The sequence below is a fragment of the Opitutia bacterium ISCC 52 genome, from assembly GCA_014529675.2.
In the GTDB taxonomy this organism is placed as follows: domain Bacteria; phylum Verrucomicrobiota; class Verrucomicrobiia; order Opitutales; family UBA2995; genus UBA2995.
In genome coordinates, this window is record CP076040.1 from 2,794,320 (window position 1) to 2,811,830 (window position 17,511).

Consider the following 17,511-nt stretch of genomic DNA (forward strand, 5'->3'; position numbering starts at 1 on the left):
GGAAAACTCAACCGCAGATGGACTCAGATTAACGCAGATAATTAAAACAACCCGAAATGAACCGCGTACTTGCGCGCAAAGATCTGAGTTCATTTGCGTCCATCTGCGGTTAATAAAAGTCAGAGAGGGAAGAAGATCAGGAGAGTCCTTCAACCTTCCGCCTTTAGCCTTCAACCCTTAACCTTTTGAATCACCCACTCCACAAAACGGTCTCGGTGTTCGAAGTGTGGGTTATGACCGGAATCATCCCAGGTCTCGATGGTTACATTCGGAAAATGATAACGAATATCGGTATGGTCGTCCTCAGTCACGTATTTCGATAAACCTCCGATCAAGAAGTGCGCCGGGCCCTCATAGGTATCCATTAGGTCGATTGCGTTTTTGGCAAGCACCCCCAAGTGAGCTTCGATAATCGGCAAATTGATCATCCACTTGAATTGGCCAGCCTCATCGCGAACGATGTTGGAAATCAGAAACTGGCGAAAGGCCCAATCGTCTATGTAGGTGGCGATCAAGGCATCCGCATCATTGCGCGTTTCCAAGCGACTGAGGTCGAGAGCATTCATGGCCGCAAATTCGGTTTCATGGTAGGGAGGATAATCCTTGGGAGCCGTATCTACGACAAACAGACGATCGACGCGTTCAGGATAACGACAGGCAAATAACATGGCAACTTTTCCGCCCATACTATGACTAACAAGCGTCGCCGTATCCAAACCCATATGATCCATCAACTCCTGTAGATCCTGAACCATATCATCAAAAGTAATGGTCGTGGTATGGAAGGACTCGCCGTGATTCCGCGCATCGACTGTGATCATCCGAAAATGTTCCGACAGAAACCGAGCCGCCCCTCGCCAGTTGCGCGAAGAACCCAGCAGACCATGCAAGCAGATCATGGCGGGTGCATCCGCTTCGCCTGCCTCGTTGTAGTGGAGGATCATTTTTAAAGTAGAACAGGCATCCTGCCTGTTTTCATTTCAGGAACCACAAGAAGCACAAGAAGGACAAAAACTGAACCTCTTTTGTGCCTTTTGCGCTTTTTGTGGTTTCACAACCTTCTAGATGTAAGCCTGCTATCCACTCCCGAACTGGCTTCAAGATCCTAATCTTTGTGGAAAGAACACTGGCACCGCAGAGAGATTATGTGTCAGATTGGTGACACAAAAACAGGCAAGATGCCTGTTCCACTCTTCTTTTGCCAAATCGCCCTTGCAATTTACCAGTGCTCGCTTGGGATTACTTGTTTTCCCGAATGGCTACCAAGAAGTCTAAAAGTCTGACCCCGATGATGCAGCAGTACTGGGAGGTGCGAAACCAGCTTCCCAAGAATACACTGCTGCTCTTTCGTCTGGGTGACTTCTACGAACTATTTAATCAGGATGCAGAAGTCGGAGCCAAGTTGCTGGGCATTACACTGACCAAACGACACGACTACCCAATGGCAGGAATTCCCTTTCATGCAGCGGACGGCTACATTGGAAAGGTGCTAAAGGCGGGTATGAAGGTCGCGATCTGCGATCAGGTTGAGACTCCACAAACCGGGAAATTGGTGAAGCGCGCTCTCACCCGGATCATCACTCCAGGAACCACCCTCAACGAGAACCAGCTGACGGAGAAGGAAAACCACTTTATACTGGCCGTATACTGGGACAAAGCGGGTGTCCATGCTTCCTGGATGGATTTGACGACGGGTGAGTTTCGGGTCGCAACGGAGAAGAGTTTCGACCGGGTAATGCCGATCCTCACCTCGATCAATCCACGCGAGATTGTCTTACCCGAGGATGGATTGGATGACCTGAAAGCTAAAGCCGAACCCCACTCTCCCGCTGAACAGTTTGTCATCTTCTGTCGCGAATATGCCTGGTCAGAAATCCCTGGCTATCATTTCGATGCCGTTTCAGGAGCCAAGACCGTTATGGACGCACTGGAGGTCTTGAACCTGGAAGGCTTTGGTCTTAGCAAAGAGCATGAGGCGATTGGAACAGCCGGAGCACTTGTTTACTACGTGGCCGAAAGCCTCTGTGAAGAGCCTAAAAACCTGAGCACCATCCAACTGTATCGTTCGGATGAGGCACTACTACTCGATCCCTCCACCTTGCGCAATCTCGAGATCTTTCAATCCGCACGCGGCAGCCGTGAAGGATCGCTGATTGAGTCCATGGATCGAACGGCAACTGCAGCTGGCGCTCGCAAACTGGAAGATTACTTGGCCTCTCCCTCACTTGAGCTTAAAGAGCTTCAACGGCGGCAGAATTGTGTGGGAGAATTTCTCGAGTCGCCGGGACTGATGGCCGAGTTCGCCGAAACCCTCCGTCTCACCCGCGACATCAAACGCATCCTCTCTCGACTGCAAAACCGTATCCGCAATCCAAGAGAAATCGGTGGCATTCGTGACACGCTGAATGCGTTACCGGCATTAAAAGCTATCCTGTTGCAATTCGACGGAGAAAACATTCAAGAGCTGGTCGATCGTCTGGGCGACTTCTCCAATCTACAGGGTCTACTCGACCGCGCAATCGATGAGGAGCTACCCAGCAAAATCGAAGATGGCGGCTACATCAAAGATGGCTACGACGATGAGCTGGACAAAATGCGTGACCTCATGCGCAACAACAAGACCTGGATTAGTGATCTGGAAGCACGGGAAAAAGAAGCAACCGGGATCAAGAATCTGAAAATCAAATACAACAACGCATTTGGTTATTTTATCGAAGTCTCCAAATCGAATCTCTCCCTCGTACCCGAGCATTACATACGCAAGTCAACTCTCGTAAATGCCGAGCGTTATGTGACCGAAGAGCTGAAAGAAAAAGAAAAAGAAATCCTACATGCCGAGGAAACCAGCAGCTCTCACGAGGAATCACTCTTCCGCGACCTGGTACAGAAAGTTTTAGACGAAGCCAACGAACTCAATCATGCGGCGGACACCTTATCTGAAGCCGACCTCTTCGTCGGCTGGGCACAGCTTTCTCGTGAGTGGGATTATTGCAAACCCGAGTTGAGTGAGTCCGACGACATGGAAATCATAGAGGGCCGTCACCCAGTCGTGGAGCAAACGATGCGGGAGGAGGCCCTGGGACTAGCCGGCACCTATGCCTTTGTGCCCAACGACACCACATTGAGCTCTTCTGAGCAGCAAATCATGCTCATCACCGGTCCTAACATGGCCGGTAAGTCGACCTACATTCGACAAGTATCTTTGATTACTCTGATGGCCCAAGTTGGTTGTTGGGTTCCAGCCAAGAGCTGCAAACTCGGATTGGTTGATCGGATCTTTTCTCGCGTGGGAGCCAGCGACGAACTAGCTCGAGGCAATTCCACCTTCATGGTGGAGATGAACGAGACCGCCAACATCCTCAACAACGCGACCGACAAAAGCCTTATCATCCTCGATGAGATTGGGCGCGGCACAAGCACCTACGACGGATTGAGCATCGCCTGGTCGGTTGTAGAACATCTGCATGAAGATTCCGAGAAAGGCCCTAAGACTCTTTTTGCCACTCACTACCACGAATTAACCAAACTTGATGAGAGCCTGGCTCGGCTCTCCAACTACAGCGTCGCCGTCAAGGAATGGAACGATGACATCATCTTTGTCCGTCAGGTCATCCCGGGTGCCGCTGACCGCAGTTATGGAATTCATGTGGCGAGACTGGCAGGTCTACCTGGATCCGTGATTGATCGCGCGAAGACCATCCTGGATCATTTGGAAAACGACCAAACCGTCGAGGACGAGGTCACAGAGTCAGCCAAACAGGTGAGTAAAGAGAAGGCCTCTAAGAAGACTCTGCCTGAATCCAAAAAGCCAGATACGGATCAATTGGAGTTTTTCTAATAATACATCCGGTAAATCGAAATCAGGTGATTGAAAAATCGGAAGCGATACCTAAACTTAATTTTGTCACTGATAATGGGTGGGGCGGTTGTTGTCCGCTTCGCTGTCGCCTATCGGCTTCAGTACGCCGCAAACCGCCGTTTCTACATCGGCTCGCTCGGCGATCGAGCCCTACCCATAAAAAGAGCTTCGAGAGCTTTTGACTAAATTACCCTACTTTGTTTTGTATCAAAGAACTTCATCATGAAAAAGCTACCCCTATTGTGCTTCCTTTTCTCAAGTATTGTCGTTATCGCTCAGGGCGTTTCAGAAATCGACATCGCGTCATTTAAAGCAAAAGACTACATCCGCTACAGTGACTTTGGCGCCAAAGGCGATGGAACGACGAACGATAGTGATGCGATTGCCGCAACTCACAATCTAGCCAATCAGCAAAACCTTCCAGTTAAAGCCGATGGGGATGCCACTTACTACATCGGCGGAAAGAATCGCACAGCAACCATCCGAACCGATACGGACTTTGGGTCAGCCGCATTCATCATCGATGACAGGAAAGTCGAGGACCGTACAGCCTTTGTTTTCCTGGTCGATTCCGAGCTTAAGCCCTTCAAGCCGCAAGGGATAACCACCCTTTAGAAGAATCAGAAGACCATTGACCTATCCCTACCCCAAGCTTGCCTGATTACAGTTAGCAACTCCGAACGTAAACACTACATCCGCTATGGACGAAACCAAAACAATGGATCTTCCCAAACCGACGTGTTTCTTGTTTCCAAGAAAGGCGTCGTCGATCCCAATACGCCCATAATCTGGGACTTTGAACAGATCACAGATATCTTGGCGTTGCCGATGGATGAGAAGACCTTAACCATCAAGGGAGGCCATTTCACGACCATCGCCAATCAGGCCGAATCAAAGTATAACTATTATAAACGCGGATTTGGAATCACACGCTCTAATGTAAACCTGGAAGGACTCGAGCATCACATCACTGGCGAAGGTGACCATGGAGCCCCCTATGGCGGATTCATCTCGGTCAGCGACTGCGCCAACATTACCGTAAAAGACACCCTCCTGACCGGACATAAAACGTATGGAACGATCGGTCGAGCCAATCTTCCTGTTTCCATGGGCACCTATGATATCTCACTTGGACGGGCACTCAATGTATCGTTTATCAATTGCAAGCAAACCAACGACATCACGGACACTCGCTATTGGGGTATCATGGGCTCCAACTATTGCAAAAACCTGCTCCTGGATAATTGCACTTTTTCACGCTTCGATGCTCATAAGGGAGTCGCCAACGCTACCATCAAAAACTCCACCCTAGGTCACATGGGAATCAACGCCATCGGCACCGGAACCTTCACCGTGGAGAATACCACCATTTACAGCCGTCGATTCTTTAACCTTCGCTCCGACTACGGAAGCACTTGGCAGGGAGACCTGATCATCCGAGATTGTGTCTTTGTTCCCACTTTCGACCGCGGCAGCAATATCTCTCTTGTAACAGGATCCTATTCCGGGCAACACGATTTCGGCTACACCTGCTACATGCCGGAACACATCACCATCGAAAACCTGCACATCGATGATTCCGCTTATCCGGAGGACTATGAAGGCCCAGCCCTCTTCGCCAATTTCAACTCACAGATGACCGACGATTCTTACGTTGAACAATTTCCTTATGTGAAAACAAAAGAAGTCGTCCTCAACAACGTCACCACAGCCAGTGGCAAAGGACTTCGAGTGAGCGACAACGCATTCATGTTCAAGGGTGTGAAGATGAGCATTACCAAATAGGTACACTTTAACGGATTCAACGGAGCGAGACGCTTCGGGGCTTGATGAATCGCAAGAGTAAGAACGAAGCAAGCTTCGAGGAATGAACCCGGTTGCGATTCAATTTCAAAACCCCAGTCATTTTTGGCTGGGGTTTATTTTTGAAGAATCCCTTCCACCTATCGAAGACAATTGGTTGTGAAAGACTCGACGAGCTGTAAAATGCGATGCAAGATGCTAGTTTTCAGATCATGGTAAAACAAAGAATATTCCATTTATTTCTAACTGGATGGGTAGTGCTGATCCTATCACACTTAGCTGCAAAGCCCAGCTTTCAGACTGATCTAAGCCTTCAGCCAAATAAGAATCCCGCTGCACCATTAGCTGGGATTCTAAGCTTCGAAGCTTCTGGACCCGTAAATACAACGATTACCGGAACTTCTGGAAACCATCAATTTGTAATCCATTACGGCCCGGAAAAGAATCCACAAAAGGGTCTTCCAGTGGTGGGAATGTATGCAGACCGAGAATATAGGATAAAAGTCCAGATCTCAGATACAACTGGAACGACTTCTTACACAAAACCAATGCTTCTGAAAACACCGCCCCTTCCCGATCGCCCAGAACTCATGCCGCGGATCGTCACCGAAATTAAGGACGGGAAAGCCATGGCTGATGGCTATACTTTATTTAATCCAAGACGTCGCGTACCCCTGGCAGTGGCTGACGCTATCTCAGATGAATCTCGTTTCAATATGGAGTTTGGTATGTTGGCCGTCGTGGATGCTCAGGGAGAAGTTATTTGGTACTACCATGCTGATTCACGGATCACCGACTATCGCCCAATCGCCAATGGGAACATCATGTTCATAACGTCAGATAACCGACTGATCGAGATCGACGCCTTGGGAAATACAGTCGCAAGCTGGGTAGCTTCTCAACGTCCTGATGGACCGGATACAACCGGCGCGATCCCGGTGGACGTACTTACCTTCCATCATTCGTTCCAAGAGTATCCCAATGGAGATCTGCTCGTCTTGAGTACTGAGATCCGTATTTTGCCTGGATATTTCACAAGTGAAACGAAGAAAAACGCTGCTCGAGGATCCGTGCAGGTTGTGGGCGATGTAGTGATACGTATGAACCGTCAGGGAGAGATCCTTTGGAAATGGAAAGCCTTTGATCATTTGGATCCTTACCAAATTGGTTACCTCACCTTCTCAAATTATTGGGTACGTAGAGGATTCCCCAATACAGCAGATTGGAGCCACGCCAACGCCGTCAGGATCGTAGATAATGGCGATGCGTTTCTGGTAAACTTTCGCCTGATTTCAGGGATCGCGAAAATCGATGCCGCATCACAGGAAATTGAGTGGCTCGTCATTACAGATCCAGAGGACATGAAAAAGGATCTACAGGATAAGACCTTCGAATTAAAAGGTGGAGGCGAATGGTTCTGGATGCCGCATGCACCGTGGATAACAGAAGAAGGAAATCTGCTTATTTTTAACAACGACAATTTTGGCGCCCGCCCTTTCACTCCTTCTCTGCCACCCAGTGCCATCCGTAGCAGGGCAGAAGAATATGAAATGGATGAGGAAAACCGGACTTTGAAAAAGGTCTGGCAATCGCGCTTTCCCAGAGAACGTCCTATGCGCAGCTGGGCTATGGGTAGCGTGCAACCACTCGAGAATGAAAACGTGTTGGTTGGCTATGGATCTCTGCTTGTAGATGAGGATATCGAAAAGATCACCTGGGTGGAGCGCCTCCAGCACCCTGCATGGACGCAGATCAGGGAATACACGAAGACGGATCCTGCATCTCTGGTCTGGAGCTTAACTTTGCTACCTCTGACAGAGCACACCAAAATTGGTTGGACTATTTATGGGGGACTACGTGTACCCAACTGGCCACCAACCGGTTATTCGGAATAATTTATTGAGCTTCCGCTTTAAGCCCCTCAAAGACGCACTTAGCTTGCGGAAGATGGATTTCCAAATGTAAGGCCATCATGCAATGCCAGCCGTGGGCATTGAGCATACCAAAAATGGGGTGCCGATAACGTGGGGTTCCTCGAAGTGACTTCAGCTTTTTCGTATTGCGGAGGTACTGTTGGACAGATTGGCAAAAGGCAGTCATTTGTTCCTGCCCTGGATTATCGGACGGCATTACGTCTTTTTTGGTATCCTTCACAGGAAGATCTTTTGGGATGTTGTGGAAGGCGAGGCTCTCGACAATCGTCTCCATCATAGTGTTCACGATCACATTATGTTCCAGGATCATAAAAAAAGACCAATCACGCATATATTCATCCACCCCTCTCATATGGGGAACCCGGAACGCCTCTCTTCCTAAGACAGAACTGATTTCATTCCCCAACAGTTGGTATTCTTCAAATGCCCGGGTGATTTGATAGCGGGCTCTGTTTCGACTGGTTAAGAAAAACCGAATTCGTATGAGCAACTTAATAGAGAGCCTAAGCATTCATTTAATCGAGAAATTGAACCAGTCCCGTTTGAAGATCATACTTGGACCCCAAAACCTCGATGGCCCCTTCCTCTAAACGCTGAGCCAGAATTTCTGATTTGCGCTTAAGATCTTCAATCGATTGATGAACGTTAGCCTCGACTGCCTGCTCCAGAGTGGGTGTCGAATCCGTTTTCGGCATGGAGTCAATGGCGCGAGAAATAGGAGCCACGACCTTGGACAATGAGGGCGAAAGGCCAACGGCTCCAGCTAATGCCGCGTTGACGGCTCCACAATGGGAATGCCCCATAACAACTATCAATTGGGCACCCAATTGCTCGACGGCAAATTCCAGACTTCCGACTTGCGTGTCCTCGGCTACGTTACCCGCCACACGGACAACGAATAAGTCTCCCAAGCCTTGATCGAAAATCAACTCTGACGGCACCCTGGAATCCGCACAGCACAAGATGGCGGCAAATGGATTTTGTCCTAAGGCGACTTCGGCCAGTCGAGCACTATCGCTCAGATCCAAGGCTTGCCGAGCTCCAGATACAAAACGCTGATTCCCTTCTTTTAAACGTTGGAGCGCCTCTACTGGTGTAATCATGAGCCAAATATGCTTAGAGAATTTGAAACCCTGCAAGCTCGGATTGGTCACAAAAAGGACTTTTTCGCAATTTGTTCTAGCCGTGAACCATTTGATTCCTAGGATCCAGACCCCAAACGCTATTTCCATATCCCTATTATGAAGTTTCCACATTTGCTCGCCTTATTATTCATATGTGCCTCACCACTCGGTGCAGCTCTTAGTTGGCAGAAATCCTCAGCTGATCTTGGTGAACAAACCCGCGGCATCGATGTTGCGGATCTTGATGGCGATGGCCAACTTGACCTTGTTTCGACCGGAGTAAATCGGGTCTTTGTCGTGCGCAATCCCCTCAATAACAAGCAAGCAGAAGTCATAGCGGATGTTGTAGATGGCAAGTTGTTATATGGAGCATCTGGAGATATGGACGGAGACGGAGATCTCGATTTTGTCGTCGCCCGAGAAACATCCCCCTGGATTGATTACCGCGAGAAACGGGCTCGCCGCGAAAAAGTGAAGAAACCTAAAAAGAATGTCCCCGACTTCTCAGTCGCCTGGATAGAAAACACCGGAACGATCAATCCAAAGCGCACAGAGTTTAATCTGATTGAAAAGGATATGCACGGCTGCCATGGGCTGGAATTAGTCGATATCAATGGGGATGGAAATCTCGATGTGGTAGGAAACAGTATCAAAGGCGACTGGAAAGATAGCGTCGCCTGGTTTGACAACTTTGCGGGAAAATTTGTGAGGCATACCATCGTTCAGAGTAATGCCCCTGTCCGTCCTCACTATATGGATGCAGGAGACATAAACGGTGACGGAAAACCTGATATCGTAGTCGGACACTCAGGCGGGAACTCATTAGCCTGGTATCAAAATCCACCGACCATGAGTGGCATCTGGAAATTGAACACCATCACTGAGTTAAACGGTGCGACCAATGCCATGATTGCCGACTTCGATGGAGATAACCGTCCTGATGTAATGGCTAGTGCTGGACATGGCAAAGGCGTCTTCTGGTTCAAGGGTCCACGCTGGCAACAGACGACCGTAGATGCAGATTTACCCGACTGCCATACATTAGCCATTGGAGACTTTGACCTGGATGGAGATATGGATGCGGCCTCGGCCTCATTCAGCGCAAAACAGGTTCATTGGTATGAGAACAATGGCAGTGGTCTTTTCACCACCCACGATATCGATGTAGGCTCAGGACAGGAAGCCTATGACCTGAAGGCCGTTGATTTAAATAAGGATGGTCGATTGGATCTCATTCTTGCAGGACGCAATACCAATAATGCCGTTTGGTATATCAACCAAGGGGGTTGATCAAACGATGGAGTTGGCAGACTCTTTACGCTGCTTGAGCTCTCGTTCAATCTCGGAAACGCGCTCTTCGTTTAAGGGATAAAAACACATAATCCCTAGAGGTATCAGGCCGACAAAAGCCGGTATGAGGCTCATGAATCATACCAATACGTTTTTAACCTCATCGGTTGGAACCATGTCTTGAACATAACCTGCCCTTGATAAAAACCACCCAGCAACAGCGACTCCAAAGGCCCATCCGAATTCCTGAGACATGGTGGCTGCCGAGAATACCAGGCACCAAATATCGCCAACCCCATTCCGGCAAAGTTGAAAGTCGGACGCCAAAGTGTCGTAGGCGAGGGCCTGAGTACAAAAAAATGCCGGTTAGTCCCCTAACTAACCGGCAATTGAATCTAAGTATCAGGTGATACTAGATACCCCTAAATTTTTTGTCAGGTGCTTTTGCTTGGATTAGGGTCTGAGACAGGTGCCTTTTCCAATCCTGAAATCTGGTTCGTTTTAAAAAACAAGGATGGTGAGAAATCAATCGCATAAACTTTAATTCGAATACACTACCAGATTTTTTTAGAAAATATCTGAGAATTCTTCCCAAAAAAGTAAGAATTTTATCCAAAAACAGTTCAAATGGCCTGATGAATCCATAAAACCGGAGAATAATTACCCTAATTTGCATGTAATACCCAATGTCGCTATTTGTTCACACAACATGTAAAATGTTAGCAAGATGTCGGGCCTTGCGAGATAACCGCAATCTCCTGACACTCATTTGCAAAGCCTCAATCTAGCAAAGTGGCCCTCGGTTTCAAAACGCGCCTGGAAGAAAACCAACGCATCTTAAGTGCCATTTCCAATTACAACCGTTTCCACGAAAACTGGACGGCGTTTGTGGATGATCAGGCGATATCACAAAGGAACCCGGCTTGGTAATTAAAACTCAACTGGGATGGAATCATTAACTGCCATTCCACGCCTGAACTCATTCAAGGTTGTGTAGAAAGCTCGATTCCGATCGTGGACCTTTCAGATGGACCTATCTTCAACCCAAACGTCCCAAAAATTCGTCCCGACAACCGCTCCATTGCTCACTCTGGGGCCGAGTATTTTGTAGAAAAAGGGTATCGGCACTTTGCTTTCTGCGGCTTTCCCTTGGAAACCTGCTATCAAGAAAGAGAACATGGGTTTAAGGATGGGCTTGATAGGTTCAGACGCCGGTTTACAAGCAGCAACCAGCATCCCCAACACACACGCCCAGGCAAAATAGACTATCCTCTTCAAATCAGACATTAAACTTCAGGGAGTGTGGAGGCGTTCCGAAGCAAATCAATATGGATTTAGAGAATCCTGTCATGACCTTCTATTCTACTTGAGAGGCGACTTCATTTGCGCTTGGTTAGTCACTCACCCCACTACCCCAAATCCTGATGTTAGATTTTTCTCGCCGAATGGACCGTCGCACTGCCGTTGCCAAGCTGGCATCGACCGCTACTTTCCTCGGACTTGCACCTTCTCTACCTGCACTCAGCCACGCGGCGAGTCGTGGCAAACGTTTGGGGATCGTGATTCACTCCTATGCCTTCCGTGGATCCAGAAATCAAAAGAGCAAGAAATACCCTCCCTTCAAAGACGCCGCAGAACTACTTGAGCACGTTAGCAGCTACGGAGCCGGCGGTGTTCAAACCAGAACCAGTGGCTGGTATAAATCGCTGACACGCCAGATTCGCAATACCTGCGACAAACTCGGACTGTTTATTGAAGGGACTGTCTCTGCCCCTCGAACCGAAAATGATCTGGATCGATTCGAGAACGAAATTGCCATGGCGAAGGAAGCTGGCGTGAAGGTCTTCCGCACAGCCATGGGAGGACGCCGTTACGAGGACTTCCATACCCGCCACGAATGGCTCGAGCTAAAAGACAGGTCCTGGAAACGCATTCGCTTGGCCGAGCCCATTGTAAAGAAACACAAAGTTCAACTGGCGGTGGAAAACCACAAAGACTGGGAAGCAGATGATTTGATCGAGTTTATGGAAGGCATCGGCAGCGAGTTTCTGGGAGTGACGATTGATACGGGCAATTCCATATCCCTCCTCGAGCATCCAGACGAAACCGTAAGACGCCTTGCCAAGTACGCTGCCACTACCCACATCAAAGACATGGGCGTTCAGGAGTATGAAGACGGTTTCCTTCTTTCCGAGGTACCCGTTGGGCAAGGGTTTCTTAGTATGGACTCCATTTTCGACACGCTTGAAAAGCATAATCCAAAGATTCAATTCTGCCTGGAGATGATCACTCGCAACCCCCTCAAAGTCCCCTGCAAAACCAAAGGCTATTGGGAAAGCTTCGAAAGCCAGAATGCCACAAAACTGGCGAACGCCCTCAAGTGGATCCGATCCAACTCGCAGGACAAGCTCCCCAGCGTGGAAGGCAAGACTCTTGACGAGAAGATCGAGTACGAGGAGCAGAATAATAAGCTGTCTGTGATGTACGCGGAGAAGGCATTGGGGCTAAAGGGCTAGACTGCGGGATTGAATAAGTTTAGCCCTCGGTCTAATTCCTTCATCCATAATGAAAAGAATAACTACCCTTTCTTTTACCCTAATTGTATTTTCCTTACTCGGCTCAGGATTAAACGCCAAGCAACCCAACATCCTCATGATCCTCGTCGACGACATGGGATGGTCGGATATCGGTTGTTATGGCGGTGAGGTTGAGACGCCTCATTTGGACAAGCTTGCCGAGAATGGCCTGCGCTTTACGCAGTTTCATAATACATCCAAGTGCTTCCCTTCGCGTTCCATATTAATGACCGGTGTATATGCTCAACAAAACGGAACGCATCGGAAATTTGGGCCCTTCCTAAATTCGGTAACGATTGGAGAGGTTCTGCAAACAGCCGGCTACCGCACCTTATGGGTAGGTAAGCATCATAGCACGGAGAATGCCTTCGACCGTGGATTCGATCACTATTACGGATTACTGGATGGGGCCTCAAACCATTGGAACCCCGGCAATCAGCGGAAAGGCGAACCACGCCCCGGCAACAAATCAGAAAGCAAACCCTGGCGTGTCTATGCCTTCGACGATAAGGTGATGAAGCCCTACACTCCACCCAATGAGGATTATTACTCCACCGATGCCTACACGGATTGGGCTCTCGGATTCATGGAACGCTACCGTCAGGAAGAGAAACCCTACTTTATGTATCTCTCCTACCAGGCTCCGCACGATCCGCTTCACGCCTGGCCGGAAGATATTGCCAAATACGCCGACCACTACCGGGTGGGCTATGAAGCCATTGCGAAAGCTCGCTATGAGAAACAATTGAGGCTGGGACTCATCGACGAAACATTTCCCCGGTCTGAACCAACGCATGTGCCCTGGGCCGAGGTCGATGCGGAAGAAAAAGAGAAAGAAATCAAACGCATGGCCATCTATGCCGCGATGATTGACCGGGTTGATCAAAGCATCGGTCGCATTCTGGAAAAAATTGAAGCCATGGGAGAGACGGACAACACCCTGATCCTCTTTGCTTCCGATAATGGTTCCTCAGGCGAAGACGCTGAACGGAATGCACAAATTCAATCCGGCCCACTCGGTGGTTTCGGTTACTGGGCTTCGCTTGGCAAAGATTGGGCCAATGTATCTAACACACCCTATCGACTCTTTAAAAACAACAGCCATGAAGGGGGCATTTGCACGCCGCTCGTTGCTCATTGGCCAGCAGGCATTAAAAACCCCGGTCGTATAAGCACTTTCCGTGGTCACCTCATCGACATCATGGCAACTCTCGTCGATGTCAGTGGAGCGACGTATCCAAAAACTTTCGACGGAAATAATATCGTTCCAATGCAGGGCGTTTCACTGAACCCCGTCTTCCAAGAAAGAAAAGAAGTCCGAGAAGAACCCCTCTTTTGGAAATGGTCCAAAGGTTGGGCGGTCACTGATGGCCCGTGGAAGCTTGTCTCCTCCGATGCCAGTAAAACCATCGAGCTTTTCGATACCTATGAAGACCGCACGGAGACCACCAACCTGGCCGCAAAAAATCCAGAGGTCGTTAAACGACTACTCAAAATGCATGCTGATTGGTTGGCTCGCTGTGAAGAAGACGCGAAATTGAACCTCTAAGGGAACCCACGAAGCTTTGACTTTGTCAGCAAGCCCTAGTAACACTCGTTTCCATATAGAACTAAGCTCATTATGAAAGTAACCGTATCTACGAACACCATCATCACTTTTTCAACGCTTACTGCAGCACTTGCCTTTCAAGGCTGTGGAGGCTCTAGCGAATCCAGTAGTTCAAGTAGCGCGCCATCCAGTTCCCAAGTCGAGCAAGTCGCCACTTCATCAGAACCCACGGTGGCAAACATGAAAAGCGCCATTGTGGATGCCATCTAGACCATTTCCACCGATACGGTCGCTGAGATCACTAATCTCGCTAAGAACCAGGAGGTAATCGAAATTCCAGATTCGTTTGAAAAGGTGCAAAGTGCACTCGAATCAGCAGGCCAATCGGTTCTATTTAAAGGTTTCTCTTCGTCATTGAACGATTCAGCTGTCAGTGCCCTTGGCGATTATAAAAGTGTTTTGAAAGACAAGATCGGCGCTTTGGACATTCCCGCCGTTGAATCGATTATGACAGGGGGAGACGATTCTCTGACACGTTACGTAGAATCTGCGGCCGGATCACAGCTCAAGAATAGTTTAATCCCCTTTGTTAAAAGTGCAGTCAAGGATGCAGGCGCCCAAGAATGGATCAACAAGATCAAAGGCGCGCTTCCAGAAGACACCGGTGGATTGTTAGGCCAGGTTTCAGCCATGACCGGCGTTAAGTTGCCCACGAATTTCGATGTGGAAGGTTATGTGACTGACGAGCTGATGCCTAAGTTCTTCGGCGTCATGGCCACCCAAGAGAAACTGTTCCGGCAAGATCCCAAAGGACGTTCCACTGACCTATTCAAGAAAGTCATGGAAGCGACGGCGCAGTAGGCGTTATCAACCTGATCCTTTATGGTTTCGAATATTCTCAGAGAAAACACAGGCAAGATGCCTGTGCTACTCTTTCTTAGCTACCAGCTGGAAACAGAGCGGTATCTTTAATTCAGCCGCAGCCAACTCGGGCCAGTTGTTGCTGATATCGTGCTCGAACTCTTCCACCTGAGTAATCGTCATTCCTTGATCAATGATGGTTTGAAGAATCGTGGAAAAAGTATGCACAAACCAGTAAGCGGGTGGTGAGTCGTAGAATTTGCCAGAATAGTAATCTAATCCTCCTGTATCCCGGTAGGGCTCGGATTTAAAGTAATCGCAGGTTAGTCGAGGCGCTTCGACCGAGGCCTTCAAATCCAACATTTCCTGAAAGGGATGCTGCTCGTAGACAAACAGATGCCCGCCCGGCTTGAGCAATTCTGCAACCTTGCAAAAAAAGGGAGTCAGATCCTGAAACCAACCGACCGCACCTACCGAGACATAAACAATATCAAATTGCTCTCGGAATTCGGACCCAATATCAGCTACGTCGCATGCATGTAATTCACAGGCAATCCCACTCTTCTCAGCCAACTCCTTCCCCTGCTGAATAAAGGTGTCCGAAATATCAAAGCCAACACCCCTCGCGGCACCCAACTTCACCAGAGACATCACTTCCCGGCCATTATTGCAACAGAGCTGAGCGATATGTTTACCTTCAATTCCCAGATGGTTAAAGGTCGCTAATTCGTATTCATCCAAGCACGACAATCCAAGGGTCTTTAATTCATATAAGACTTTCTCGAATACGGCTTCCCTGTGATAGGGTTCACTTGCATTCCAAGCGAGGCGGTTGGCGTCATGATAATTCATTACGCCTTCGAAAATCGATCAATGTGCGTTTCGATTGATAGGTTCATCAACCACATGGGATGAAGGAAAATCAGAAGCATTCCAACCACTCCGACGACTATACCGCTTGTCCGCCTTGAATGCACCCGGCTGGTTCAACGGAATAGCCATGCCTCCGGCATCATCCATCATTGCGTAGAGCTGATCCTCCATTTCACGGACAATTTCCTTATGCTCTGGACTATTGATCAGGTTGTTGGTTTCACCGGGATCTTCCTGTAAGTCGAACAACTCGTCCGTATCCCAAAGTCCATAGTAGGTGATATACTTGTAGCGATCCCCTCGCAGGCAAAATACAGTCGGCGATTGGGGAAACGCTTTTTCCCAATAGTAAACGTAGAGAAAGTAGTCGCGCCACTTGATCTCCTTCTTCTGTCCAAGAGCGATAAAACTTTTGCCATCCATGTGCGCCGGTGTTTCCAGACCCATCGCATCCATGATCGTTGGGCCAATGTCGATATTCGCAACGACGTCTTCCACGACGGATCCACCTTTAAATAAATCCGGGCATTGCATGAGCATAGGCACTCGAATGGATGTTTCATAGGCCACTCGCTTATCGATGAGCCCGTGCTCACCAAACATGAATCCGTTGTCCCCCATATAAACTACGAGAGTATCATCATAGATCCCCATGTCCTTGAGCTGATCCATGATCCGAACGACCCCCTCATCCACCGCCCGAAAGGCTTCGCAGTAGCGTTTGTAGTAAAGCTCCACGTCGAGCTCACTGTGATATGGAAAGTCAATGCCATGCCAGCTGTTACGCTGATCGCGCAACCAGCGAGGCGTCTTCTCAGCTAGCTCGCGTGAAAGATTGCCACTATCAGGCACTTCCCAGGGTTCGTCTGTGTAGGAACCTTCGTGCCTATCAGCCGGGGTGAAGTTAGCATGCACCGCCTTGTGAGACAGGTAGAGGAAAAATGGTTTATCCTCAGAGTCCTGCTCCTTCAGCCAATCGATCGCATAGTCATTCAACTCGTCAGTGATATATCCCTTTTGCTTCACTCGCTCACCGTTTATATTGAGCGTGTAATCAGGACTCGGAGGCAAGTAGTGACCTTGGCCTTTAAAGCTGATCCAGTGGTCGAACCCTGGACGCGGTTCATCGTTTCCACCGCCCATGTGCCATTTCCCCATGTAAGCGGTGTTGTAACCAGCCTTTTGCAAATACTGAGAAAAATAAACAATGTTACTTGGTGCGTCTCGGTTGTTATCAATCACCCGGTGCTTGTGGGTATATAAACCTGTCAGAATGGACGCACGACTAGGAGAACAAAGCGAGGTCGTCACGAAGGCGTTCTTCAAGTGGACGCCGTTCTCAGCCATGGAATCGAGTCCTGGAGTTTTCAGGAACGGATGTCCCATAAAGCCCATGGCATCATAACGGTGATCATCGGTAAGGATGAAAATCACATTGCGAGGTTTTTCCCCACGTTGTTTTTCAATCTCAATACTGGTAGGAAATACGGTTCCAAAAACATAGGCGGGCAAGAAAGCCAGCACCAACAACAGGGTTAAACGACGGATCATAGTGATTCTAATGGGTTGGAAGAAGTAGTGTGTTCTATATATTAGTTCTAAATTACGATTGTTAAAACGCGATCTAAGCCAAAACTCTAGA

General features: G+C 48.7%; 12 protein-coding genes and 1 pseudogene. 8 read left to right on the forward strand and 5 right to left on the reverse strand.

Features of this window, described 5'->3' with window-relative positions:
* Positions 1 to 170: 170 nt before the first annotated feature.
* Entirely contained in the window at positions 171 to 944 is a 774-nt protein-coding gene (locus tag GA003_11905) for an alpha/beta fold hydrolase (protein ID QXD26741.1), read from the reverse strand.
* 311 nt (positions 945 to 1,255) lie between these two features.
* Here GA003_11905 and mutS point away from each other — a divergent pair, with 311 nt between their 5' ends.
* The 3 genes and pseudogenes from mutS (at position 1,256) to GA003_11920 (ending at position 7,557) form a co-directional block, all read left to right on the forward strand.
* The gene (gene mutS, locus GA003_11910) at positions 1,256 to 3,838 is read left to right on the forward strand and encodes a DNA mismatch repair protein MutS (GenBank protein QXD26742.1); all 2,583 of its coding nucleotides are present in this window, start codon (positions 1,256 to 1,258) and stop codon (positions 3,836 to 3,838) included.
* A 243-nt stretch (positions 3,839 to 4,081) separates the two neighbouring features.
* Positions 4,082 to 5,644 (forward strand): annotated as a pseudogene (locus GA003_11915) (hypothetical protein).
* Positions 5,645 to 5,919: 275 nt separating this feature from the next.
* Entirely contained in the window at positions 5,920 to 7,557 is a 1,638-nt protein-coding gene (locus GA003_11920; protein ID QXD26743.1) for an aryl-sulfate sulfotransferase, read from the forward strand.
* 1 nt (position 7,558) lies between these two features.
* Here the strand turns inward: GA003_11920 and GA003_11925 are convergent, their stop codons facing one another.
* Both GA003_11925 and GA003_11930 read right to left on the reverse strand, forming a co-directional pair.
* Positions 7,559 to 8,107 (reverse strand): hypothetical protein, encoded by a 549-nt coding sequence (locus GA003_11925; GenBank protein QXD26744.1) that lies wholly within the window; start codon positions 8,105 to 8,107, stop codon positions 7,559 to 7,561.
* Between the two features lie 4 nt (positions 8,108 to 8,111).
* Positions 8,112 to 8,699: a carbonic anhydrase gene (locus tag GA003_11930; protein ID QXD26745.1), complete on the reverse strand. Its 588-nt coding sequence runs from the start codon at positions 8,697 to 8,699 to the stop codon at positions 8,112 to 8,114.
* A gap of 138 nt (positions 8,700 to 8,837) precedes the next feature.
* Here GA003_11930 and GA003_11935 point away from each other — a divergent pair, with 138 nt between their 5' ends.
* The 5 genes from GA003_11935 (at position 8,838) to GA003_11955 (ending at position 14,996) form a co-directional block, all read left to right on the forward strand.
* Entirely contained in the window at positions 8,838 to 10,010 is a 1,173-nt protein-coding gene (locus GA003_11935) for a VCBS repeat-containing protein (protein ID QXD26746.1), read from the forward strand.
* Positions 10,011 to 11,455: 1,445 nt separating this feature from the next.
* Complete coding sequence (locus GA003_11940; GenBank protein QXD26747.1) at positions 11,456 to 12,526, forward strand: sugar phosphate isomerase/epimerase; 1,071 nt, start codon at positions 11,456 to 11,458, stop codon at positions 12,524 to 12,526.
* A gap of 49 nt (positions 12,527 to 12,575) precedes the next feature.
* Complete coding sequence (locus tag GA003_11945) at positions 12,576 to 14,135, forward strand: arylsulfatase (GenBank protein ID QXD26748.1); 1,560 nt, start codon at positions 12,576 to 12,578, stop codon at positions 14,133 to 14,135.
* Between the two features lie 72 nt (positions 14,136 to 14,207).
* Positions 14,208 to 14,405 (forward strand): hypothetical protein, encoded by a 198-nt coding sequence (locus GA003_11950; GenBank protein ID QXD26749.1) that lies wholly within the window; start codon positions 14,208 to 14,210, stop codon positions 14,403 to 14,405.
* A gap of 84 nt (positions 14,406 to 14,489) precedes the next feature.
* Positions 14,490 to 14,996 (forward strand): DUF4197 domain-containing protein, encoded by a 507-nt coding sequence (locus GA003_11955; protein QXD26750.1) that lies wholly within the window; start codon positions 14,490 to 14,492, stop codon positions 14,994 to 14,996.
* A 66-nt stretch (positions 14,997 to 15,062) separates the two neighbouring features.
* Here the strand turns inward: GA003_11955 and GA003_11960 are convergent, their stop codons facing one another.
* Together GA003_11960 and GA003_11965 are read right to left on the reverse strand one after the other, a co-directional pair.
* Positions 15,063 to 15,848, reverse strand: a complete 786-nt coding sequence (locus tag GA003_11960; protein QXD26751.1) for a class I SAM-dependent methyltransferase — start codon at positions 15,846 to 15,848, stop codon at positions 15,063 to 15,065.
* Between the two features lie 18 nt (positions 15,849 to 15,866).
* Positions 15,867 to 17,420, reverse strand: a complete 1,554-nt coding sequence (locus GA003_11965; protein ID QXD26752.1) for a sulfatase — start codon at positions 17,418 to 17,420, stop codon at positions 15,867 to 15,869.
* Positions 17,421 to 17,511 lie beyond the last annotated feature (91 nt).